Origin of the sequence: Hyphomonas sp. BRH_c22 (genome assembly GCF_000961795.1) — a bacterium.
Classification (GTDB): domain Bacteria; phylum Pseudomonadota; class Alphaproteobacteria; order Caulobacterales; family Hyphomonadaceae; genus Hyphomonas.
In genome coordinates this window covers 35,912-53,342 of record NZ_LADU01000124.1, presented here as the reverse complement: position 1 = coordinate 53,342, position 17,431 = coordinate 35,912, and the positions used below count along the sequence as shown (strand labels likewise).

Sequence of the window (17,431 nt, the reverse complement as noted above, 5' to 3'; positions counted from 1 at the left end):
CCGTCCAGGTCTTTCATATCCGGCACGCCCAGCAGGGCCAGCAGGCGGGCCACGTCTGCCGCAAGAATGTCCAGCGCCCGCGTGACACCCGCCTCGCCGCCTGCTGCCAGCCCGTAGAGGCACGCCCGCCCCAGCGCCACGCTGGTCGCCCCCTGCGCGATCAGTTTCAGCACATGGCTGCCCCGCCTCACGCCGCCATCGGCGATCACTTCGATCCTGTCCGTGACCGCCGCGCGGACGTCCGGCACCAGGTCCACCACCGGAACCGACGTGTCGATCTGGCGGCCGCCATGGTTTGATAGCCACACCACGCTGGCCCCGGAATCCACCGCCTTGCGTGCATCCTCTGCGGTACTGATGCCTTTCACCGCGAATGGCCCGCCCCATTCCTGCGCCATCCATTCGGCGTCCTTCCATGTCATCGTGCGATCAAACAGCTCGTTGATCACGCCCATGACATCGCGTCCACCCGTGTCCACACCCTGAAAGTTCGCCGGCCCGATCTTGGGTGAGCGGGCCAGATCGAACAGGTAGCCGGGGCGCGCCAGCGCCTGCGTCGCCGTCTTGACGTTCACGGACGGAGGAATGGAAAAACCATTGCGCGGATCGCGCTCGCGCTGCCCGGCCACCGTCGCATCAACCGTCAGTACACAGCCCGTATAGCCTGCCGCCTTGGCCCTCGCGAGAAAGTCGCGCACCAGGCCGCGATCCTTCCAGACATAGACCTGAATGATCTTGGGGATCGTCGGCGCGGCCTTTGCAATGTCTTCAATCGTATGGCTGGCCAGCGTCGATACGGAATAAGGCACACAAGCCGCTTGCGCCGCGCGGGCCGTCGCCAGCTCGCCCTGCATCGGGTGAAACAGACGCGACGCCGCCGTCGGTGACACAAAGAAGGGCTGCGCGCTCGGCTGGCCGAACACAAGCGTTTGCGTCCGGATCGCCGATACATCCACCAGCGAATTCCACACCCATTCGTAATCGCAGAACCGGTCCACCGACCGCCGCAGCGTCAGCTCGTCCTCGGCCCCGCCATCGATATAGTCGAACACCATGCGCGGCAGGCGCTTCCGGGCCAGTGTCCGCAAATCATTTATATTGATCGCCTCAGCCGCTCTCATGTCACCCTCCCCCCCGGTTCAGCGCCGCCCGAACAGGCGCTCAACGTCCGCCAGCTTGAGCTCCACATAGGTCGGGCGCCCGTGATTGCACTGGCCGGAATGCGGCGTCGCCTCCATCTGGCGCAGCAGCGCGTTCATCTCCTCACCCGTCAGGCGCCGTCCGGCCCGCACCGATCCGCGGCACGCCATGTTGCCCATGACTTCCTCGAACCGCTCCTTCAGCGCCAGCCCGGCATCATACTCCGCAAAGTCATCCGCCAGGTCGCGGATCAGGCCAATGGCATCCATCTCGCCGAACAGGGCCGGCGTCGCCCGCACGCATACCGCGCCAGCGCCAAACGCTTCAATCTCCAGCCCCAGCTCGGCCAGCTCGCCTGCCCGCTCAAGCACGCGCGCCGCCTCGTCCTCGGTCAGCTCCACGACATCCGGTATCAGCAGCGCCTGCCGCTTCACGCCGCCCGCCGCCATCTGGCGCTTCATGTCCTCATAGACCAGCCGCTCATGCGCCGCATGCTGGTCAACGATCACGATACCATCGGCCGTCTGCGACACGATATAGGTTTCGTGCAGCTGCGCCCGCGCCACGCCAAGCGGAAAGTCCGCCTGCGGCGCATCCGGCACGTATTCCACCCGCGCCGTGGGGGCATCGCTATAGTCATAAGGCTCCGACGGCGCTTCGGCATGGCCCCTGCGCTCATACGTTTCGGCCCGCTGGATGGGCGCAACATGCCCTCCGCCGGACCCTGCCCGCGACTGGAACAGCGCACCCGTCGGCATCGGCGCCTCCGGCCTTGCCCGGCCAAGCGCAAACCCAGCCACGGTCGTCGAGGCCCGGTGCCCCGCCGCCGCCAGCGAATGGCGCAGCGCGCCGATCATCAATCCCCGTACATTCCCCGCATCGCGGAAACGCACTTCCGTCTTCGCCGGGTGCACGTTCGCATCGACATATTCCGGGTCGAGATCCACGAACAGGGCCGCCATCGGGTGCCGGTCTCGCGCCAGGAAGTCCTGATAGGCCGCGCGGATGACCCCGTTCAGCATCCGGTCCTTCACCGGGCGGCCATTGACGAACATGAACTGCATCTGGGCATTGCCGCGATTGAGCGTCGGCAGGCCGGCAAACCCGGTCAGCCGCACCCCCTCGCGTTCGGCATCAATCGCCACGGCATTGTCGCGGAAGTCGCGCCCCATGATCGCGCCAAGGCGCGCCAGCTGCCCGTCTTCGCCCTCCGGTTCGGCCGCATGGCGGAACAGGCTGCGCCCATTGCTTTCCAGGCTGAACGCCACAGTGGGGTTGGCCATGGCCAGCCGCTTGACGACATCGGACACGGCCATCGTCTCCGCCCGTTCGCCCTTCATGAATTTCAGCCGCGCCGGCGTGGCATGGAACAGGTCGCGCACCTCGATCCGCGTGCCCGTCTCGCCCCGCCCGGTGAAGGCGGCCGGCCGCGGCCCCTCGATCCGCCCCGCCTCGACGAACACGTCGGCCGCATCTTCTCCCGCCGCCCGCGAGGTCAGCGTCATCCGGCTGACCGATGCGATCGATGGCAGGGCCTCTCCCCGGAACCCCATCGTGTGGATGTTCAACAGGTCGACCCGCCCGTCTGCGCCCGGCGACAGCTTGGACGTCGCATGCCGCTCCAGCGCCACCAGAAGGTCGTCAGCCGACATGCCGCATCCGTCATCCTCGATGGTGATGCGCTTCAGGCCGCCCTCTTCAATGGCAATTGCCACACGCGCCGCCCCGGCATCGAGCGCGTTCTCGACCAGTTCCTTCACGGCGGCGGCAGGGCGCTCCACCACTTCGCCAGCCGCGATGCGGTTGACCACATCGGGCGGCAACCGGCGGATCTGGGGCTTCGGGCGAACGGAATCAGGCATGGAACAATAGTAGACCAGCCCGCAGGCTTTGTCGCGGGCAGCATCAGTCGTGCAATGTGTCGCGAGCCCGGACGGTTGCAACGGTCCCGGCGAAGGCACACAATGGGCTGAGACCCGTTTGAAAAGGATTCTTGCGTCATGCCGCCACTGCTCAAGTCAGCCGCCGCGTTTTCCGTCATTGCCTTCCTGACCGCTTGTGGCGGTTCGGGCACAGAGGCCGAAACTCAGAGCACACCTGCAGCCACCACGCCGGCGACAGAAGCGGCGCCCGCCCCTGCCGCAACGCCTGTCGCGGATCCAGTCGCCACGCCCGCTGCTGCACCAGTCGGCGAACCGAACGCCGAGTTCGCCAGCCTCCCGGCCCCTTACAACACCGCGGACTACGCGCTCGGCAAGCGCACGTTCAAGCTGTGCGTCTCCTGCCATCTCACTGCCGAGGGCGCCGGCAACCTGGTCGGCCCCAACCTGCACGGCCTGTTTGGCCGCGAAATCGGCACGCTGGAAGGCTTTGTCTATTCTGACGCGCTGATGGAAGCCGACTTCATCTGGGAGCCGGGCCATCTCGATGAATGGCTGGCCAATCCGCGCGCATTCCTGCCGGGCAACCGGATGAGCTTTGCCGGCGTGCGCAGGCCTGAAGACCGGCTTGCCCTGATCGCCTACCTTATGCTGGAAACCGGCTATGAAGCCCCGGAAACGGAAGAGACGCCCGCGCCCTAGCGGCGCGTCGCCAGCGCGATGAGGTAGGCATTCTCCTCATAGATCCCGCCAAATTCCTCGCGGTATCCGACCGATACGTCGAAATGCCCGAAATGATAGCCGACCTGGCTCTCGAACTTGTTCAAGTCGGCGCTGTCATTGCTGCGCTCCAGCCAGACCTGCTGGGTCACGAATATCGGGTCGGACACGTCAGCACCATAGCCGAATTCCGCCCTGCGGCGCAGGCATCCATCCTGATGGCTGATCAGCGCGACGTCGCTGAACAGATAGAATCCCAGCGACTTGCGCACGCCTGAATAGCCGCCGCTGACCCGCGCCTCACCGCCCCATTCATCGCAGCCGAACGTGCCGGCAATCGCGTTGCCATAGACGGCCCCCGCCTCGGCGCCAAACGTGAATCCCTTGCGCGACCAGAGCTGGCGCCGCAGCGACACGCGATAGGACTGCCGGTCGATCGCCCCGATACTGTCTTCATAGAAAACCGCCTCGGTCTTGCCCGTCAGCGTCAGGCGGTCGGTCAGCCCGTATTCGCCATAGGTATCGGCCCGCATGCCATCCAGTCCGCCCAGCGTTTCCGCCGAGACGAGGCCGCGCACATAGAAGCCGCCGGCATCACGCGCCCATGGCCCGGCCTCGGCCGGTATGGCCACGACAAGCGCGCCAACAAGAACAGCCCCCAATCCCCGCATGGTTGAAAACCTAAGGGAAAGATCCGCGATCGCCCAGAAGATTCTGGCGCCGACGGAAATCGCTGCATCAGACGTCCCAGGCCGCGTTCTGCAGCACGATGCGATAGCCGTCAGGATCCTCGAATGTGACCCCCTTCACGTCCCAATAGGCATTGAAGGCGCGCACCGGGCTGAACCCCGCCCCACGCATGCGCTGCACGGCCGCATCGAACCGCTCAGGCTCCGGCAGGTAAAAGAGCAGCAGATTGTCCTCGGTAGGCGCGCGTCCGGCCGCATGACCATGCGCCCTTGTGAACTCGAGATGATACGGCGCGCCCGGATGGCCGAGCATGATGCCATCGAAATCACCATGCCCGCGAAACGCGTAAAGGACTTCAAAGCCCAGCCCGTCGCGATAGAAGGGCAACAGGGCATCAAGATTATCGGTGGGCCGGGCAATCCGGATCGTGGCGTCTTCAACTGTCATGTCTGCTCCCTGATGTGTGGAGCGTGACCTATCCCGCCTCAACCTCGGTTGAGGTCAAGCGCCATCACCGGCTTTCGCCCAAAAGAAAGCCCCCGCCAGGGTGGCGAGGGCTTTTCAGGGGACGCGAATGATCGCGTTGTCCGCTTAGAGGCGAAAGCGGATCTGGTCGGACCAGAAGCGCTCGAGGCGCGAAATGGTCTTGTTCAGTTGCGACAGGTCGTCGTGGCGAACACTCGCCGTTGGCTCAAGGGCCGTTGCCTGCTTTTCGAACAGGTTGGCGACACGGTCGCGCACCTTGAGGCCACGCTCGGTCAGGCGCAGCGTCACAGTACGCTTGTCGTCTTCAGAGCGGGTCTGGATCAGGTAGCCGCCCTCCTGCAGTTTCTTGACGTTGTAGGACAGGCTCGTGCCGGCAAAGGCACCGCGGGCCCGCAGGACCGAAGCGGGCGCTTCGTCATCGCCAATCTCGTAGATCAGCAGGGCCTGGACGCCGGTCAGCGACCGTTCACCACCGCGCTCGAGGTCGTCCTTGACGACGTCGTGAAGACGGCGATGCGCCTGTTCAAGAAGGGACAGAGACTTGAGAAAAGACTCGCCAACGGAAAGGGGTGCAGTTTCCTGCATATCGGAGATCATCATTACTTCCACCATCACTCAACTTTTGTTGTAGTTTGAGTAGATTTACGCGATCAATCCTAATTATTTGATAATCATGCTCCCGCTTCAAGTGTAGAATGTTAACAAATGGTCAAATGCATTAACCGTTACTGCCGCGTAACGTGTTTTACCGCCAAATCACGCCAGTTTTACGCCCTGCACGCGAATTTTGGTCGCCCCGCGTGTGGGGGCGGCCATCAATGCATGGTGAATACTTGGTAAACTTGGACGCGCGGCAGAACTAGGCGAAAGTATCGGCCGTCGTTACGCCCATATACTTGGGGCTGGGCCCATGCTTGTTCGGCGCGGGCTTGCTGTCCAGGATCATGAAGACGAGCAGGATCAAGCCACCGACATAGGGAACGAAACTGATCAGGTACAGCCAGCCGCTCAGGTCCTGGTCGTGCAGGCGCCGCACGGTGATAGCGATGGACGGGATGATCTGGTAGAGCCCGAACAGTATCGTCAGGATCGGAATGAACTGGGGATCCCCATATTCGGTCGTCCCGTAGAACGCGACGCTCAGGATCCCGTCAACGACCAGGGCCACGATAAAGGTCAGGATGACGAAAAGCGTATAGCCCCAATACTCAGACCGGCGGGCACGCCCGTTGAACTGGAAATAGTTCTTTGTCAGGGCCCGCGTGAAATAGGTCCACAGCCCGTCACCCTTCAGCGGTACCGCTGCCGCATAGCTCGCCGTCGGCATCATCGGCGCCGCGCCCGCATAGGCCGGCTGGGCGGGCGCAGGCTGCGCCGGTGCGGCTGCCGCCCCCAGCGCATAGATGTCGCGCGCCTCTTCACCCATGCCGACGAAATCCACCGTCCGGCCCGGTTGCAGCACGGCGCCATTGCGCACCTGCACCTGCGAGAACTGATAGCGCATGCCATCTTCACCCAGGATCAGGCCGGCCCCATCCGGGCCATCGGATTTCAGAACCTCTCCGCGCATGCTTGTCTCCCTCAGCTGCCCAAGGGGTTTCTGGCCGAATTGCAAACGGCTTGTCCAGTCTCAATCGAATTGAAGTTCGTCCGCGCCAAGGGGCTCGAAATAGCGCGCAACGTCGACCTCCGTCACATCCTCAAGGCGCGCGGGCGACCATTTCGGCGCATTGTCCTTGTCCACGATCACCGCCCGCACACCTTCCAGGAAGTCCGCGCTCTGCACCTTGCGCCACCCGATCCGGTATTCCATCCGCATATTGTCCTCGAAACGCTCCAGCCGCCCCCCTTCGCGCAACTGGCGCAAGGCCACTTTCACGGTCTCGGGAGACTTGGTGCGCAACACAGCCACCTGTTCGCCCGCCCAGTCGCTGCCATCGGCCTCGAGCGCGGCGATGATCCCTTCAGCCGTGTCCGGCGCGAAGCAGCGGTCGAGGATCTCCCGGTGCGCCTCGAAACTCCCCGCCGGCACCGCATGGCTCACGGCGCGCAGGATCTCGTTCAGCAGATCGGCGGCATCGACCGAGAAATCGGCCCCTTCGATCTGCTTCTTCAGGTTGGGCACCAGCTCGGACGGCATGAAATGCGTCGCCACACGCGCCGCCGCCACGTCCGCGCCCTTCAGCCGCGCCCCTGTCAGCGCCAGCCATGTGCCCAGCGCGCCGGACAGGCGCGGCAGGAACCAGCCCCCGCCGACGTCCGGGAACAGGCCAATCCCCGTTTCCGGCATGGCAAACACGGTCCGCTCGGTCGCCACACTGTGCGATCCATGCACTGACAGGCCCACGCCGCCGCCCATCGTCACCCCGTCCATGATCGCCAGCACGGGCTTGGGAAACGCCTCCAGCGCCGCGTTCATCCTGTATTCCACATTGAAGAAGGCCCGCGCCTCACTTGCATCGCCCGCCCCGCTTTCGGCCAGCATGCGAATGTCCCCGCCCGCGCAGAAGCCCCGCGTACCTTCCTCATGCTCGATCATGACGAGATGAATGGTCGGATCGCCCGCCCACCGCTCCAGCGCCGACAGGATGCTCTCACACATCGGGGCATTCAGCGCATGCAGGGCTGCGGGCCGCGTCAGCGTAATACGCCCCAGTCGTTTCCGGGCGGTGATCCGAACATCTTCAGTCATCGGCGCGTCCTTTTTCGTTTCTTTTTCGAATGCTTCAAAACTGCACTTATCACAGCAATATCCGTTTACCAGTTTCTGTCATCTTACCTTCTGGACGCACAATCGCTTACCGTTGCGTCCGAGAGGATCGACGATGAATACGACCATGAATCGCAGGGGAAGCCGCACCAGCCTGACAGAGAACGGCATGATCCGGCTCGGCCTCTTCAAGCGTCTGGCCTGCGAAATTCGCGACGTATCCCCCGGCGGTGCGCGCATCGTGACACCGGAAGGCACCACCCTTCCCGAGCAGTTCGTCATGCACATGCCCCAGTTCAAACGCCCCCGCACCTGCATCCGCCGCTGGCAAAGCGGCCGCGAAATCGGCGTCGAATTCAAGATCGACTAGCCAGACCCGCCAAAAACCCTCGCCCCACACACCGTACTCATCCTGAGCGAAGTCGAAGGATGAAGGAGGCGGCGCACCCCCTCCCCGCCCGCGCCCGTGCTTCGACTTCGCTCAGGATGAGCGCTCCCAAAACGCCGGGCCAGCAGGCGCATCAGGCGCCGCCTAGCGCCTCGGCGCCGCGACCACCGTATCACAATGCCAGCATGACTCGCCCATGTCCGAGCCAATCGGGCTGCCGGGCGGCACGTCGGTTACCGGCACAGCCGGAGAGGCTGGCGCGGCAGGCTGGCTCAGATGAGCCGTGATGCGCCGGATGATATCGCCGCGCGTTGCGGCATCAGCGCCCTGCCCCTTCACGGCGATGCGCCCGCCAAGTGCGCCGAGATAGGCATTCGTCCGCGCGGCCACTTCCGGCGTCGCCCCGCCATTCGCCGCCAGGTCGATCAGCAGCGAGGCATAGCGCACCTGCTCCCGGCGCAGGATATCACCCTGCCGCGGCGTGGCCGGTGCGGCGAACACCACCGCCTCCACGCTGGCCAGCACGTCTTCATAGCTCAGCGCCCCTGCATCCCGCCGCTGCGTCTCGATCAGGCGCGCCGCCCGTGACGGATGCAACAGCGCTTCCAGCGTTTGCGACGCGGCGGTATCGGCCGCTGTGACCAGGTCGAACATGGCGCCTGTCGCGCCCGGGAAAAACTCCCCGCCGGAGGCTGAACCGGAAAACGCATCCAGCGGCGTGTTGAGCAGGTTCAGCGTCGCGTCCGGCAGGTCCAGCACCGCCGGATCGAGCGTCGCCACCAGCGCAGCCAGCGCAGCACGCTGACGGTCCGCCGGTACCGGCGCGCCCGTCTCGCCGCCATCTCCGCGCACGGAATAGCGGAAATCATACCCGCCAACCAGTTTTGCCGCCGCATTCACCTGGTAGCGATGATAAAGGTAAAGCGGCACGATCACTTCGCGCAGCTTCGGCACGCCCTCTCCCGCCCCGATATTGCCAAGCCCGAACCGGCCGAGCGCAATCTGCCTGACGTGCATGGTCTCGTTCAGCGTCGCCACAGGATCGCCGCCATTGTCCCAGACGCTTGCATACGGGTGAGCCGTTCCCACGCTGCGCCCCTGCGCATCATCCACGAACCGCAGCCCGCTTTCATAGGCCGCCAGCAGCACCGCCTCGCCCTCAGCCTTGCCATCACTTCCCTCCGGATACTGCGCATAAAGCCAGGCGGCCGCCGCCTTGTCCCATTCCCCGATGCCCACCGCATAGGCCTGCGAGAAATCCAGCGTGCGATTGCGCCGCGCCGTCACCAGCGGCGCCGGATAATCCATCACTGAGGCGCGATCATTGCTGGAAGCCGCAAAATTATGCGCAAAGCCCAGCGTATGCCCCACCTCATGTGCAGACAGCTGGCGGATACGCGCCAGTGACAGCTCGACCGGGTCATCCGCCGCGCCGGTGCCGGTCTTGTCCGTGCCGGCCAGCCCCTCGAAGATCATCCGATCCTGCCGAACGCGCTGGCTGCCCAGGATGACATTAGCCTTCAGCATTTCGCCCGTGCGCGGATCATACACGCCGCCGCCATACGACCAGCCCCGCGTCTGCCGGTGCGTCCACTGGATCATGTTGTAACGCACGTCCAGCGGGTGCGCGCCTTCCGGCAGCACCTCCACGCGATAGGAGTCCGGAAAGCCCGCCGCTGCAAAGGCATCGGCCCACCACATCGCGCCCTCGATCAGCGCCTGCCGGATCTGCTCCGGCGCGCCGGAATCGACATAGAAAACCAGTGGCGCCTTTGCCGGGCTGCTCGCCGCCGCGGGGTCCTGCTTCTCCAGCCGGAAACGGCGCGCGAATGACTGGCGCACGCTGCCAGACAGCGGCGCGGAGAAATCATAGAAGCCGACATCAATCGCCCCGCTGCGCGGATCGAACATGCGCGGGCGATAACCATCGTCCGGCAGGCGCACCAGCGACTGGTGCTGCACCAGCGTGAAGGCCCGTCCGTCCGCCGCCGTCGCCACAACCTGCGATTTCGGCGTATCACTTGTCAGTGTCAGGAAGGCATCAAACTCGGCATTGTCGGGAAAGCTCAGCGCCTGCGATACGTCCGGCATCGACCGGTCTTCCGCGATCGAGAACTCCCCACCATCGTCATGGCCCTTCAGCGCGCCGCGCACATCCAGCGCATCGCGCGTCAGGAAGCCCGACAGGTCCACCAGCAAGGCGCCCTCAGGCGATTCCGAAATGATCTCCCCGGCCCAGATGAACGAGCGCGCAAAGGATTCCCGCACCGCCTTGCGCTCCAGCGCATTGTCGGCGCTCGCCCGATAGGTCCAGTTTTCCTTCTCCGCGATCACCTTCTTGCCAATGCGCCGGAACGCCAGGATCTGCCCGCCATCGAAATAGCCGCGGTCGAGGCCAATCGGGTTGGACCCGAGCCCTGCCGTCAGCGACGATGCATGAATCGCCCGCAGCGACACGCCTTCCGCGTCCGGCGCCGGAAACGCCGCCAGCACGCGCCCGCGCTTGGCGTCCACATAGAGATCAAGAAAGCCCGCCTTCAGCGTCAGCCCCCTTGTCGCACTCGCCCAGTCCGCCCCACCCGGCGCCTCTGCGGCAACCGCCGCTTTCGGCTGCGCGGCACACGCCACCGGAAACACGGCAAAAACCGCAAGCAATAGCGAGGCAACAAGACGCATGAATTCTCTCCGGGAATCGCTGGCTGTTCCTACGCTGCCGCAATTGGCCGAAAGGTTCAAATCGTTTCCGGTGGACAGCTCTGGAAACAGCCCTGAACTTGGCGGGCAATGCCCCTTCATCCTCAACGACACAGGAGCCCTGTCATCCTCTTCATTGTCGCACCAGCGTCGAGACCGTCGCGTGAAAGCGACCTTCTTATAAAAGGCACTGGACAGTTTATTGAAAATCGATATGCCTCTGCCAATGACATATTCACCGACAGATCGCCGTGATGCCTGGATAACGATTTCGATATTCCTGGTAATCGTATGCTGCCTCAGCGCGATTGCGCATTATGCGATCCTCGAGCTTAACCCCACCAGCCTCTACATAGGCACATTAATGGTGTGTCCGGCGATCGCCGCCCTGGTGACTCAAAAGATCAGGGGCCGCACAATCTCCAGCCTGCCATGGGCGTGGGGAAACTGGCGCAGCAATTTTCAGGCCTACCTGATTCCGTTGATCTATGTCGCATTGGCTTATGGCCTGATCTGGACATTCGGTCTCGGGGTGCCGTTGAATCCTGAGACCATTTCCGAATGGTCTGCGGAACTTGGCTTTCCGCCGAATGCGCCTGCCTTGTCGATGCTTGTCATGATCGGTCTGCTGGCCAGCGTCCAGTTTATCAAATCCCTCGGCTCAATTGCCGGGGAAGAGATTGGCTGGCGCGGCTTTCTTGTCTGGGAACTTCGCAAAGTCATGCCATTTGGCACCGTGTCCATCGTCAGCGGCCTGATATGGGCAGCCTGGCACTATCCCATTGTCATCAAGTATGGCGGCGGTGACCCCCTGTTCCAGGTCGCATGCTTCACGCTCATGATAACAAGCATGTCCGTGATCATGACGTATTTCACATTCAAGTCCGGCAGCCTCTGGCCCGCCGTCATGTTTCACGCCGCCCATAATATCTTCATCCAGAAGATCTTCACGCCCCTCACTGTGACAACCGAGGCCACACAGATGTGGATCGATGAATTTGGACTCATGGTCCCGCTTGTCGTGACCGCCTTTGCCATCGTCTACTGGCGAAAAGCGAAGTCCGAAGGGTTCTGAGAAACACCATTTCTTGACGCTCAGTATCGGCGGTCAAAGTTACCCGCCAATCACCCCTTCAACATATCCCGCGAAATGATCACCCGCATGATCTCGTTCGTGCCTTCGAGGATCTGGTGCACGCGCAGGTCACGCACGATGCGCTCCACGCCATAGTCGGCCAGATAGCCATAGCCGCCATGCACCTGCAGCGCGTCATTGGCCACATTGAACGCCGTGTCCGTGACAAACCGCTTCGCCATCGCGCACCAGCGCGTCGCATCCGGCGTCTTGCCGTCGAGCCGCGCCGCCGCCTCGTACAGCATCACGCGCGCCGCCTGCAGTTCGGTCTCCATGTCGGCCAGCTTGAACTGCATCGACTGGAATTCCGCCAGCGCCTTGCCGAACTGCATGCGCTCTTTCGCATAGGCCACCGCCTTGTCCAGCGCCAGCTGCGCCCCGCCCAGCGCGCAGGCCGCAATGTTCAGCCGCCCGCCATCGAGGCCCGCCATCGCAAAGCGGAAGCCATGCCCCTCCTCGCCGATCCGGTTCGCCGACGGCACGCGCACGCCATCGAGGATCACCTGCGCCGTCGGCTGGCTCTTCCAGCCCATCTTGCGCTCATTCGCACCAAAGCTGAGGCCCGGCGTATCCTTCTCGATAATGAAGGCCGACACGCCCTTTGCGCCATCATCCGATGTGCGCGCCATCAATACGTACACGTCCGATGTGCCGGCGCCGGAGATGAACTGCTTGGTGCCGGTGATGACATAATCGTCGCCATCCTTCACCGCCTTCGTCTTCAGGCTCGCCGCGTCCGATCCCGCGCCCGGCTCGGTCAGGCAATAGCTCGCAATCAGCTCCATCGAGGTCAGCCGCGGCAGCCAGGCCTTGCGCTGCGCCTCAGACCCGAACGTGTCCACCATCCAGCTTGCCATATTGTGGATCGAGATGAACGCTGCCGTCGACACATCGCCATAGGACAGCTGCTCGAAGATCAGCGCCGCATCGGTCCGCGTCAGGCCCGATCCGCCGACATCCTCCTTCACATAGATGCCCGCAAAGCCGAGTTCCGCCGCGTCCCGGATCACATCGACCGGGAAATGGCTGTCCCGGTCCCAGGCTTCCGAATGCGGCAGCAGGCGGTCTTTGGCAAATTTCTGCGCCATGTCACGGATCATGGCCTGCTCATCGGTAAACATTGCGCTCATTGGCTTTTCGTCCCTGACTGACTAGAAACCAGACCAATGACAAACAGCCGCAGCGAGAGTCAATGCAAAGCCTCCCCGAAGACTATTCGATCACTCGGTCGGCCAGGGATGAAATCCCGGCCCTGATCGCGGTCGATCTGGCCGCTGGCGGGCTGTTTGCCGATACCGGGCTCCTGTCCGAGGAGGCCCTCGCCGACCATGTCCCCGCGGAAGTCTTCGAACACGCCCTTGAGGAGAACGACCTGCTCGTCGCCCGCGACCGCAAGGGCCGGCCCGTCGGCTTTGCCCTCACCTCCCAGCGCGGCGGAACGCTCTATCTCGACCAGATCAGCGTCCACCCGGACCATGGCCGCCGGGGCCTCGGTCGCGCCCTGATCGCCCGGGTTGCCGGCGAGGCGCGCACCCGCAAGCTGCGCTGCATCACGCTGTCCACCTTCCGCGACCTCGCATGGAACGGGCCGTACTATCGCAGCCTCGGTTTCCGCGAGATTCCGCAGGCGAAAATGGCCGGCTGGATGCGCGACCTCGAAAGCGTCCAGGCCGCCAGCCTCGATGTGTCGCAGCGCTGCTTCATGATACGCAAGGTGAAGTGGTTGTAGCGGCCCCCGATTTGCCGCATCTATCCGCCCATGACCCAGTTCCCCCAATCCTTCCCCGCCACCCGCATGCGCCGCCTGCGCCAGTCCCCCTGGATCCGCAGCCTCGTCGCCGAAAACACGCTCACGCCCGCCGATCTCGTCTGGGCCATATTCGTGCATGATGGCGAAGGCCGCGTGCCCGTCGGCTCCTTGCCGGGCATAGACCGGCTCAGCGTCGCCGAGGCCGCCCTCACGGCCAAACGCGCCAGCGCGCTCGGCATCCCCGCCATCGCCATCTTCCCCTATATTGGCCCCGAGGGGAAAGACGAGACCGGCTCCGGCGCGCTCGACCCTGACGGCCTCGTCCCCCGCGCCCTGCGCGCCATGAAGGATGCCGCCCCCGAAATCGGCCTCATCACCGATGTCGCCCTCGATGCCTATACAAGCCACGGCCATGACGGCCTGCTCGATGCCGACGGCACCATCCCGAATGACGCCACCGTCGAAAAGCTGTGCATCCAGGCCCTCGCCCACGCCGCCGCCGGGGCCGACAGTGTCGCCCCCTCAGACATGATGGATGGCCGCATCGGCGCCATCCGCACGGCTTTCGACGAGGAAGGCTTCACCAATATGATGATCCTCGCCTATGCCGCCAAATATGCCAGCGGCTTCTACGGCCCCTATCGTGACGCCATCGGCTCGGCCAAGTCCCTCAAGGGCGACAAGAAAACCTACCAGCAGGACCCCGCCAACAGCGACGAAGCCCTGCGCGAGGTTGCGCTCGACCTCGCCGAAGGCGCCGACATGGTCATGGTCAAACCGGGTCTTCCGTATCTGGACATTGTCCACCGCGTCTCCGCCACCTTCGGCGTGCCCACCCTCGCCTACCAGGTCTCCGGCGAATACGCCCAGATAAAAGCCGCCGCCCAGAACGGCTGGATCGACGGCGACCGCGTCATGATGGAATCCCTCATGTGCTTCAAACGCGCAGGGGCAAGCGGCATCATCACCTACTTCGCGGAAGAGGCGGCGGAGAATCTGGGCTAGCCCCCCACACTGAACTCATCCTGAGCGCTATAAGACGGCCATGGCGTTCTGGGTCTATCTTCTGCTGTGTGCGGACGGGAAATACTATGTCGGCTCCCACAGGGGAGACGACGTGGAAAACCGCGTCTGGGCGCACAATGAAGGCATCGATCCCAAGGCCTTCACGTTCAGGCGCCGGCCTGTTGAACTGATCTGGGCTGGCGCGTTCCCGGACCCTGGCAGCATGGTCAATTTCGAACGCCAGATGAAAGGCTGGAGCCGGGCGAAGACGGAAGCCTTCATTCTCGGTGACTGGACCCGGCTCAAGACCTTGTCGAAATCGCAAACCGCGCCGCCCATCCGGGAATTGGGAAAGTTCCACAAACTCGCCCACCCGGACACCCTACATGAACCGGACTCGTCCTCGCCCCCCCACACCAGACTCATCCTGAGCGAAGTTGAAGGATGAACGCAACAGCGCATACCCGCCCCGCCCGCGCCCGTGCTTCGACTTCGTTCAGCATGAGCGCTTCGGAGACGCTTTCTCACGCCCAAACCTCACAAATCCGTAATCCACGCCACCCTTCACCGCCCATTCATCCGCGCAGTGCCATCTCAATCCTGACACGATCCCGGCCTACCCCTCGCCGGTCAATTCAGGAGCCTCCCATGATCCGCACCCTTTGCCTTGGACTTGCCGCCACATGCCTCACCGCCGCGCCCGCATGGGCCGAGGACCGGTCCGAACAGGTCGCCACCTGCATGATCAGCCACGCCACAGAGGCTGACATCTCCCAGATGAAACAGCTCATGCTGCTGGCCCTGCAGGAGAAGAAGCAAGAGGCAACCAGCGTTCTGGGCTCGCTCATGCTGACGGCCGGCCTCAATGCCTCCGGCAATTGCGGCGTCGGCTTCAATGAAGTGGGCACGCCCATGTTCGAATACGCCATGCGCCTCTATGGCGAACATCTCGGCACCGTCGTCCTGGAACGCTCCCTCGATGCCATGGACCTGCCCATGCAATAGCAGGGCACGGGGGGCGCAGTCACCTGTTCCCCCCGCGCGCCTTCTGCTAGCCTTGGCGCTGCGCCAATGGACCCTGCCCGGATATGCCCCAGCTCCTCATCGTCTACCATTCCCGCACCGGCGGCACGCGCCAGATGGCCGAGGCCGCCTGCGCCGCCGCCAGCGATGAGACAGAAACGATCCTGAGGCGCGCCCGCGACGCCACGCCGGAAGACCTGCTCGCCGCCGATGGCTACCTGTTCGCCGCGCCGGAAAACCTCGCCGCACTGTCCGGCGAGATGAAGGAATTTTTCGACCGTTGCTATTACTCCGCCCTCGGACAGATCGAAGGCCGCCCCTATGGCCTCATGGTCTGCGCCGGGTCTGATGGCGAAAGCGCCGTCAAGCAGGCCGCCCGCATCGCCACCGGCTGGCGCCTCAAACAGGTCCAGCCGCCGCTCATCGTCTGCACCCATGCCCAGACGCCGGAAGACATTCTCGCTGAAAAAACCATCCCCGAAGTCGATCTCGCCAGGTGCCGCGATCTCGCCGCCGCCCTCGCCGCCGGCATCGCCATGGGCGTGTTCTGAGCAGGCAAAGAACCGCGCTCACACCGCCCTAATACGACCGCCTCGGCGTCACCATGGATTCGGCTCGGTCGGCATAGAAGGCACGGATCAGGTCCGGCAGCGGCTTGTCGTCACCCCGGCTCATGTCATCCGCCCACGTCACGGCCGAACAAAGGTCTGACACGAAGGCAGAGACGCGCTCATTGCCCGGCACCAGGCCGACATATTGCTCCTGCCTGAGTCGATAGGCATGCGCATTGGTCTGGTGGAACAGGCCGAGGATACAGGCCTGCTCCGCCGGCTCGGCATCATGCTTCCAGTCCGGCCACGGACGGCCATCAAGCGGCTCGCCATCGCAGATGCGAAACACGAACCGCGTCGACAGGCCGGTGCAATATTCCGGCGTCGGCAATATCGAGTCTATACGCCAGGACGCTTCGTCTGCGTGCTGCATGATCATTGCCATATGCGCGTGGGCTGCGCCGGGCATGGTCCCGGCATCCGGCCTTGCGCTCGCAATCCATATCCCGATTCCCGCCCCAACCGCAATCACCGCCCCACCCAGACCGAGCCCTATGGGCAAGATCCCTTTCATGCCGCCCCCCGATTCGTTTTATATACTAATCAGAACACAAATCAGATCGTGAGTAAAATACGCCTCATCGGCAGGCACGCACGCAAATTCCGGCTGCCAGACCCCGGAATTTATTGCACAGGCCGCCGCGATTCCGTACCAATGGGCCTATCACATGCACGGAGAGCCTCATGACGCACCGCCAGATCCCCTTCGCCCTTGCTGCCCTCGCCAGCCTCGCTTTGCTCAGCGCCTGCGGAACCGGCGACGCGCCCGTTGACGCTGAAGCCGCCACGACACCCCTCTCCAACGGCCTGACCGCCGCCGAAACAGTCGAGGCCCGCCAGACCCATCTGAAGGCCGTCGGCAAGGCATTCAAGACGATCAGCGACAATCTCAAGTCCGGCGAACCCGACCTCGCCGCCATACAGGCCGCCGCTGCCAGCGTGCCCGCTGAGACGTCCGGCATGGCAGACTGGTTCCCCGAAGGCTCCGGCCCCGCCTCCGGCGTCAAGACAGATGCCCTGCCCGTCATCTGGGAAACGCGCACCGATTTCGACACGAAGCTCGCCGATTTCCAGGCCGCCGCCACCACGCTGGGCACGGTCGCTGCCGCCGGTGACATCGCCGCCATCACCGAGGCCTTCGCCGCCACTGGCGCCACCTGCAAGGCCTGCCACCAGACCTATCGCGCAGACGACTAGCG

Annotated in this window: 19 protein-coding genes; 9 read left to right on the top strand and 10 right to left on the bottom strand. The window is 63.9% G+C overall.

Features of this window, described 5'->3' with window-relative positions; translation table 11 throughout:
- Nucleotides 1–1,121, bottom strand: a 1,121-nt coding sequence (locus tag VR74_RS18165; RefSeq protein WP_045699172.1) for an alpha-hydroxy acid oxidase, incomplete at its 3' end; no start/stop codon positions are given.
- An 18-nt stretch (nucleotides 1,122–1,139) separates the two neighbouring features.
- Nucleotides 1,140–3,002, bottom strand: coding sequence for a DNA mismatch repair endonuclease MutL (gene mutL, locus VR74_RS18160; protein WP_045693344.1), 1,863 nt, complete (start codon nucleotides 3,000–3,002; stop codon nucleotides 1,140–1,142).
- 138 nt (nucleotides 3,003–3,140) lie between these two features.
- Here mutL and VR74_RS18155 point away from each other — a divergent pair, with 138 nt between their 5' ends.
- Nucleotides 3,141–3,722: a cytochrome c family protein gene (locus tag VR74_RS18155; RefSeq protein ID WP_045699170.1), complete on the top strand. Its 582-nt coding sequence runs from the start codon at nucleotides 3,141–3,143 to the stop codon at nucleotides 3,720–3,722.
- Here the strand turns inward: VR74_RS18155 and VR74_RS18150 are convergent.
- The 5 genes from VR74_RS18150 to VR74_RS18130 form a co-directional block, all read right to left on the bottom strand.
- Complete coding sequence (locus tag VR74_RS18150; protein WP_045699168.1) at nucleotides 3,719–4,411, bottom strand: hypothetical protein; 693 nt, start codon at nucleotides 4,409–4,411, stop codon at nucleotides 3,719–3,721. The two genes, VR74_RS18155 and VR74_RS18150, sit on opposite strands and share 4 nt — an antisense overlap.
- Before the next feature lie 67 nt (nucleotides 4,412–4,478).
- Nucleotides 4,479–4,877, bottom strand: a complete 399-nt coding sequence (locus VR74_RS18145; RefSeq protein WP_045699167.1) for a VOC family protein — start codon at nucleotides 4,875–4,877, stop codon at nucleotides 4,479–4,481.
- Between the two features lie 144 nt (nucleotides 4,878–5,021).
- The gene (locus VR74_RS18140; protein WP_299951240.1) at nucleotides 5,022–5,516 is read right to left on the bottom strand and encodes a MarR family transcriptional regulator; all 495 of its coding nucleotides are present in this window, start codon (nucleotides 5,514–5,516) and stop codon (nucleotides 5,022–5,024) included.
- A gap of 259 nt (nucleotides 5,517–5,775) precedes the next feature.
- Nucleotides 5,776–6,486 (bottom strand): DUF805 domain-containing protein, encoded by a 711-nt coding sequence (locus tag VR74_RS18135; protein ID WP_045699163.1) that lies wholly within the window; start codon nucleotides 6,484–6,486, stop codon nucleotides 5,776–5,778.
- 60 nt (nucleotides 6,487–6,546) lie between these two features.
- Complete coding sequence (locus tag VR74_RS18130; RefSeq protein WP_045699161.1) at nucleotides 6,547–7,608, bottom strand: enoyl-CoA hydratase/isomerase family protein; 1,062 nt, start codon at nucleotides 7,606–7,608, stop codon at nucleotides 6,547–6,549.
- A gap of 133 nt (nucleotides 7,609–7,741) precedes the next feature.
- Here VR74_RS18130 and VR74_RS18125 point away from each other — a divergent pair, with 133 nt between their 5' ends.
- Complete coding sequence (locus tag VR74_RS18125; RefSeq protein WP_299951237.1) at nucleotides 7,742–7,996, top strand: PilZ domain-containing protein; 255 nt, start codon at nucleotides 7,742–7,744, stop codon at nucleotides 7,994–7,996.
- Nucleotides 7,997–8,158: 162 nt separating this feature from the next.
- On the opposite strand, the gene VR74_RS18120 is transcribed toward VR74_RS18125, so the two are convergent.
- Nucleotides 8,159–10,690, bottom strand: a complete 2,532-nt coding sequence (locus VR74_RS18120) for a zinc-dependent metalloprotease (protein ID WP_299951234.1) — start codon at nucleotides 10,688–10,690, stop codon at nucleotides 8,159–8,161.
- A gap of 244 nt (nucleotides 10,691–10,934) precedes the next feature.
- Here VR74_RS18120 and VR74_RS18115 point away from each other — a divergent pair, with 244 nt between their 5' ends.
- Nucleotides 10,935–11,783, top strand: coding sequence for a type II CAAX endopeptidase family protein (locus VR74_RS18115; protein ID WP_299951231.1), 849 nt, complete (start codon nucleotides 10,935–10,937; stop codon nucleotides 11,781–11,783).
- Nucleotides 11,784–11,833: 50 nt separating this feature from the next.
- Here the strand turns inward: VR74_RS18115 and VR74_RS18110 are convergent, their stop codons facing one another.
- Nucleotides 11,834–12,973: an isobutyryl-CoA dehydrogenase gene (locus tag VR74_RS18110; RefSeq protein WP_045699159.1), complete on the bottom strand. Its 1,140-nt coding sequence runs from the start codon at nucleotides 12,971–12,973 to the stop codon at nucleotides 11,834–11,836.
- 62 nt (nucleotides 12,974–13,035) lie between these two features.
- On the opposite strand from VR74_RS18110, the gene VR74_RS18105 reads away from it, so the two are divergent.
- The 5 genes from VR74_RS18105 (at nucleotide 13,036) to VR74_RS18085 (ending at nucleotide 16,172) form a co-directional block, all read left to right on the top strand.
- Entirely contained in the window at nucleotides 13,036–13,572 is a 537-nt protein-coding gene (locus VR74_RS18105) for a GNAT family N-acetyltransferase (RefSeq protein ID WP_299951229.1), read from the top strand.
- 30 nt (nucleotides 13,573–13,602) lie between these two features.
- A complete protein-coding gene (gene hemB / locus VR74_RS18100; RefSeq protein ID WP_045699157.1) occupies nucleotides 13,603–14,598 on the top strand; it encodes a porphobilinogen synthase in 996 nt (331 codons plus the stop codon).
- A gap of 40 nt (nucleotides 14,599–14,638) precedes the next feature.
- A complete protein-coding gene (locus VR74_RS18095) occupies nucleotides 14,639–15,046 on the top strand; it encodes a GIY-YIG nuclease family protein (protein WP_299951226.1) in 408 nt (135 codons plus the stop codon).
- 200 nt (nucleotides 15,047–15,246) lie between these two features.
- The gene (locus VR74_RS18090) at nucleotides 15,247–15,603 is read left to right on the top strand and encodes a hypothetical protein (protein WP_045699155.1); all 357 of its coding nucleotides are present in this window, start codon (nucleotides 15,247–15,249) and stop codon (nucleotides 15,601–15,603) included.
- 83 nt (nucleotides 15,604–15,686) lie between these two features.
- Nucleotides 15,687–16,172: an NAD(P)H-dependent oxidoreductase gene (locus tag VR74_RS18085; RefSeq protein WP_045699153.1), complete on the top strand. Its 486-nt coding sequence runs from the start codon at nucleotides 15,687–15,689 to the stop codon at nucleotides 16,170–16,172.
- 28 nt (nucleotides 16,173–16,200) lie between these two features.
- Here VR74_RS18085 and VR74_RS18080 read toward each other — a convergent pair whose 3' ends face one another.
- A complete protein-coding gene (locus tag VR74_RS18080; RefSeq protein ID WP_299951223.1) occupies nucleotides 16,201–16,746 on the bottom strand; it encodes a hypothetical protein in 546 nt (181 codons plus the stop codon).
- A 170-nt stretch (nucleotides 16,747–16,916) separates the two neighbouring features.
- Here VR74_RS18080 and VR74_RS18075 point away from each other — a divergent pair, with 170 nt between their 5' ends.
- Nucleotides 16,917–17,429, top strand: a complete 513-nt coding sequence (locus tag VR74_RS18075) for a cytochrome c (protein ID WP_299951220.1) — start codon at nucleotides 16,917–16,919, stop codon at nucleotides 17,427–17,429.
- The last annotated feature ends 2 nt before the right edge of the window (nucleotides 17,430–17,431 follow it).

What these genes read in the sequence shown, in the direction of transcription:
- VR74_RS18155 (WP_045699170.1), top strand. Translation starts at nt 3,141, where the DNA reads ATGCCGCCACTGCTCAAGTCAGCCGCCGCGTTTTCCGTCATTGCCTTC.
- VR74_RS18130 (WP_045699161.1), bottom strand. Translation starts at nt 7,608, where the DNA reads ATGACTGAAGATGTTCGGATCACCGCCCGGAAACGACTGGGGCGTATT.
- VR74_RS18080 (WP_299951223.1), bottom strand. Translation starts at nt 16,746, where the DNA reads ATGAAAGGGATCTTGCCCATAGGGCTCGGTCTGGGTGGGGCGGTGATT.
- VR74_RS18115 (WP_299951231.1), top strand. Translation starts at nt 10,935, where the DNA reads ATGACATATTCACCGACAGATCGCCGTGATGCCTGGATAACGATTTCG.
- VR74_RS18075 (WP_299951220.1), top strand. Translation starts at nt 16,917, where the DNA reads ATGACGCACCGCCAGATCCCCTTCGCCCTTGCTGCCCTCGCCAGCCTC.
- VR74_RS18135 (WP_045699163.1), bottom strand. Translation starts at nt 6,486, where the DNA reads ATGCGCGGAGAGGTTCTGAAATCCGATGGCCCGGATGGGGCCGGCCTG.
- VR74_RS18085 (WP_045699153.1), top strand. Translation starts at nt 15,687, where the DNA reads ATGCCCCAGCTCCTCATCGTCTACCATTCCCGCACCGGCGGCACGCGC.
- VR74_RS18110 (WP_045699159.1), bottom strand. Translation starts at nt 12,973, where the DNA reads ATGAGCGCAATGTTTACCGATGAGCAGGCCATGATCCGTGACATGGCG.
- VR74_RS18090 (WP_045699155.1), top strand. Translation starts at nt 15,247, where the DNA reads ATGATCCGCACCCTTTGCCTTGGACTTGCCGCCACATGCCTCACCGCC.
- mutL (WP_045693344.1), bottom strand. Translation starts at nt 3,002, where the DNA reads ATGCCTGATTCCGTTCGCCCGAAGCCCCAGATCCGCCGGTTGCCGCCC.
- VR74_RS18105 (WP_299951229.1), top strand. Translation starts at nt 13,036, where the DNA reads ATGCAAAGCCTCCCCGAAGACTATTCGATCACTCGGTCGGCCAGGGAT.
- VR74_RS18150 (WP_045699168.1), bottom strand. Translation starts at nt 4,411, where the DNA reads ATGCGGGGATTGGGGGCTGTTCTTGTTGGCGCGCTTGTCGTGGCCATA.
- VR74_RS18140 (WP_299951240.1), bottom strand. Translation starts at nt 5,516, where the DNA reads ATGATGATCTCCGATATGCAGGAAACTGCACCCCTTTCCGTTGGCGAG.
- VR74_RS18120 (WP_299951234.1), bottom strand. Translation starts at nt 10,690, where the DNA reads ATGCGTCTTGTTGCCTCGCTATTGCTTGCGGTTTTTGCCGTGTTTCCG.
- VR74_RS18095 (WP_299951226.1), top strand. Translation starts at nt 14,639, where the DNA reads ATGGCGTTCTGGGTCTATCTTCTGCTGTGTGCGGACGGGAAATACTAT.
- VR74_RS18145 (WP_045699167.1), bottom strand. Translation starts at nt 4,877, where the DNA reads ATGACAGTTGAAGACGCCACGATCCGGATTGCCCGGCCCACCGATAAT.
- VR74_RS18125 (WP_299951237.1), top strand. Translation starts at nt 7,742, where the DNA reads ATGAATACGACCATGAATCGCAGGGGAAGCCGCACCAGCCTGACAGAG.
- hemB (WP_045699157.1), top strand. Translation starts at nt 13,603, where the DNA reads ATGACCCAGTTCCCCCAATCCTTCCCCGCCACCCGCATGCGCCGCCTG.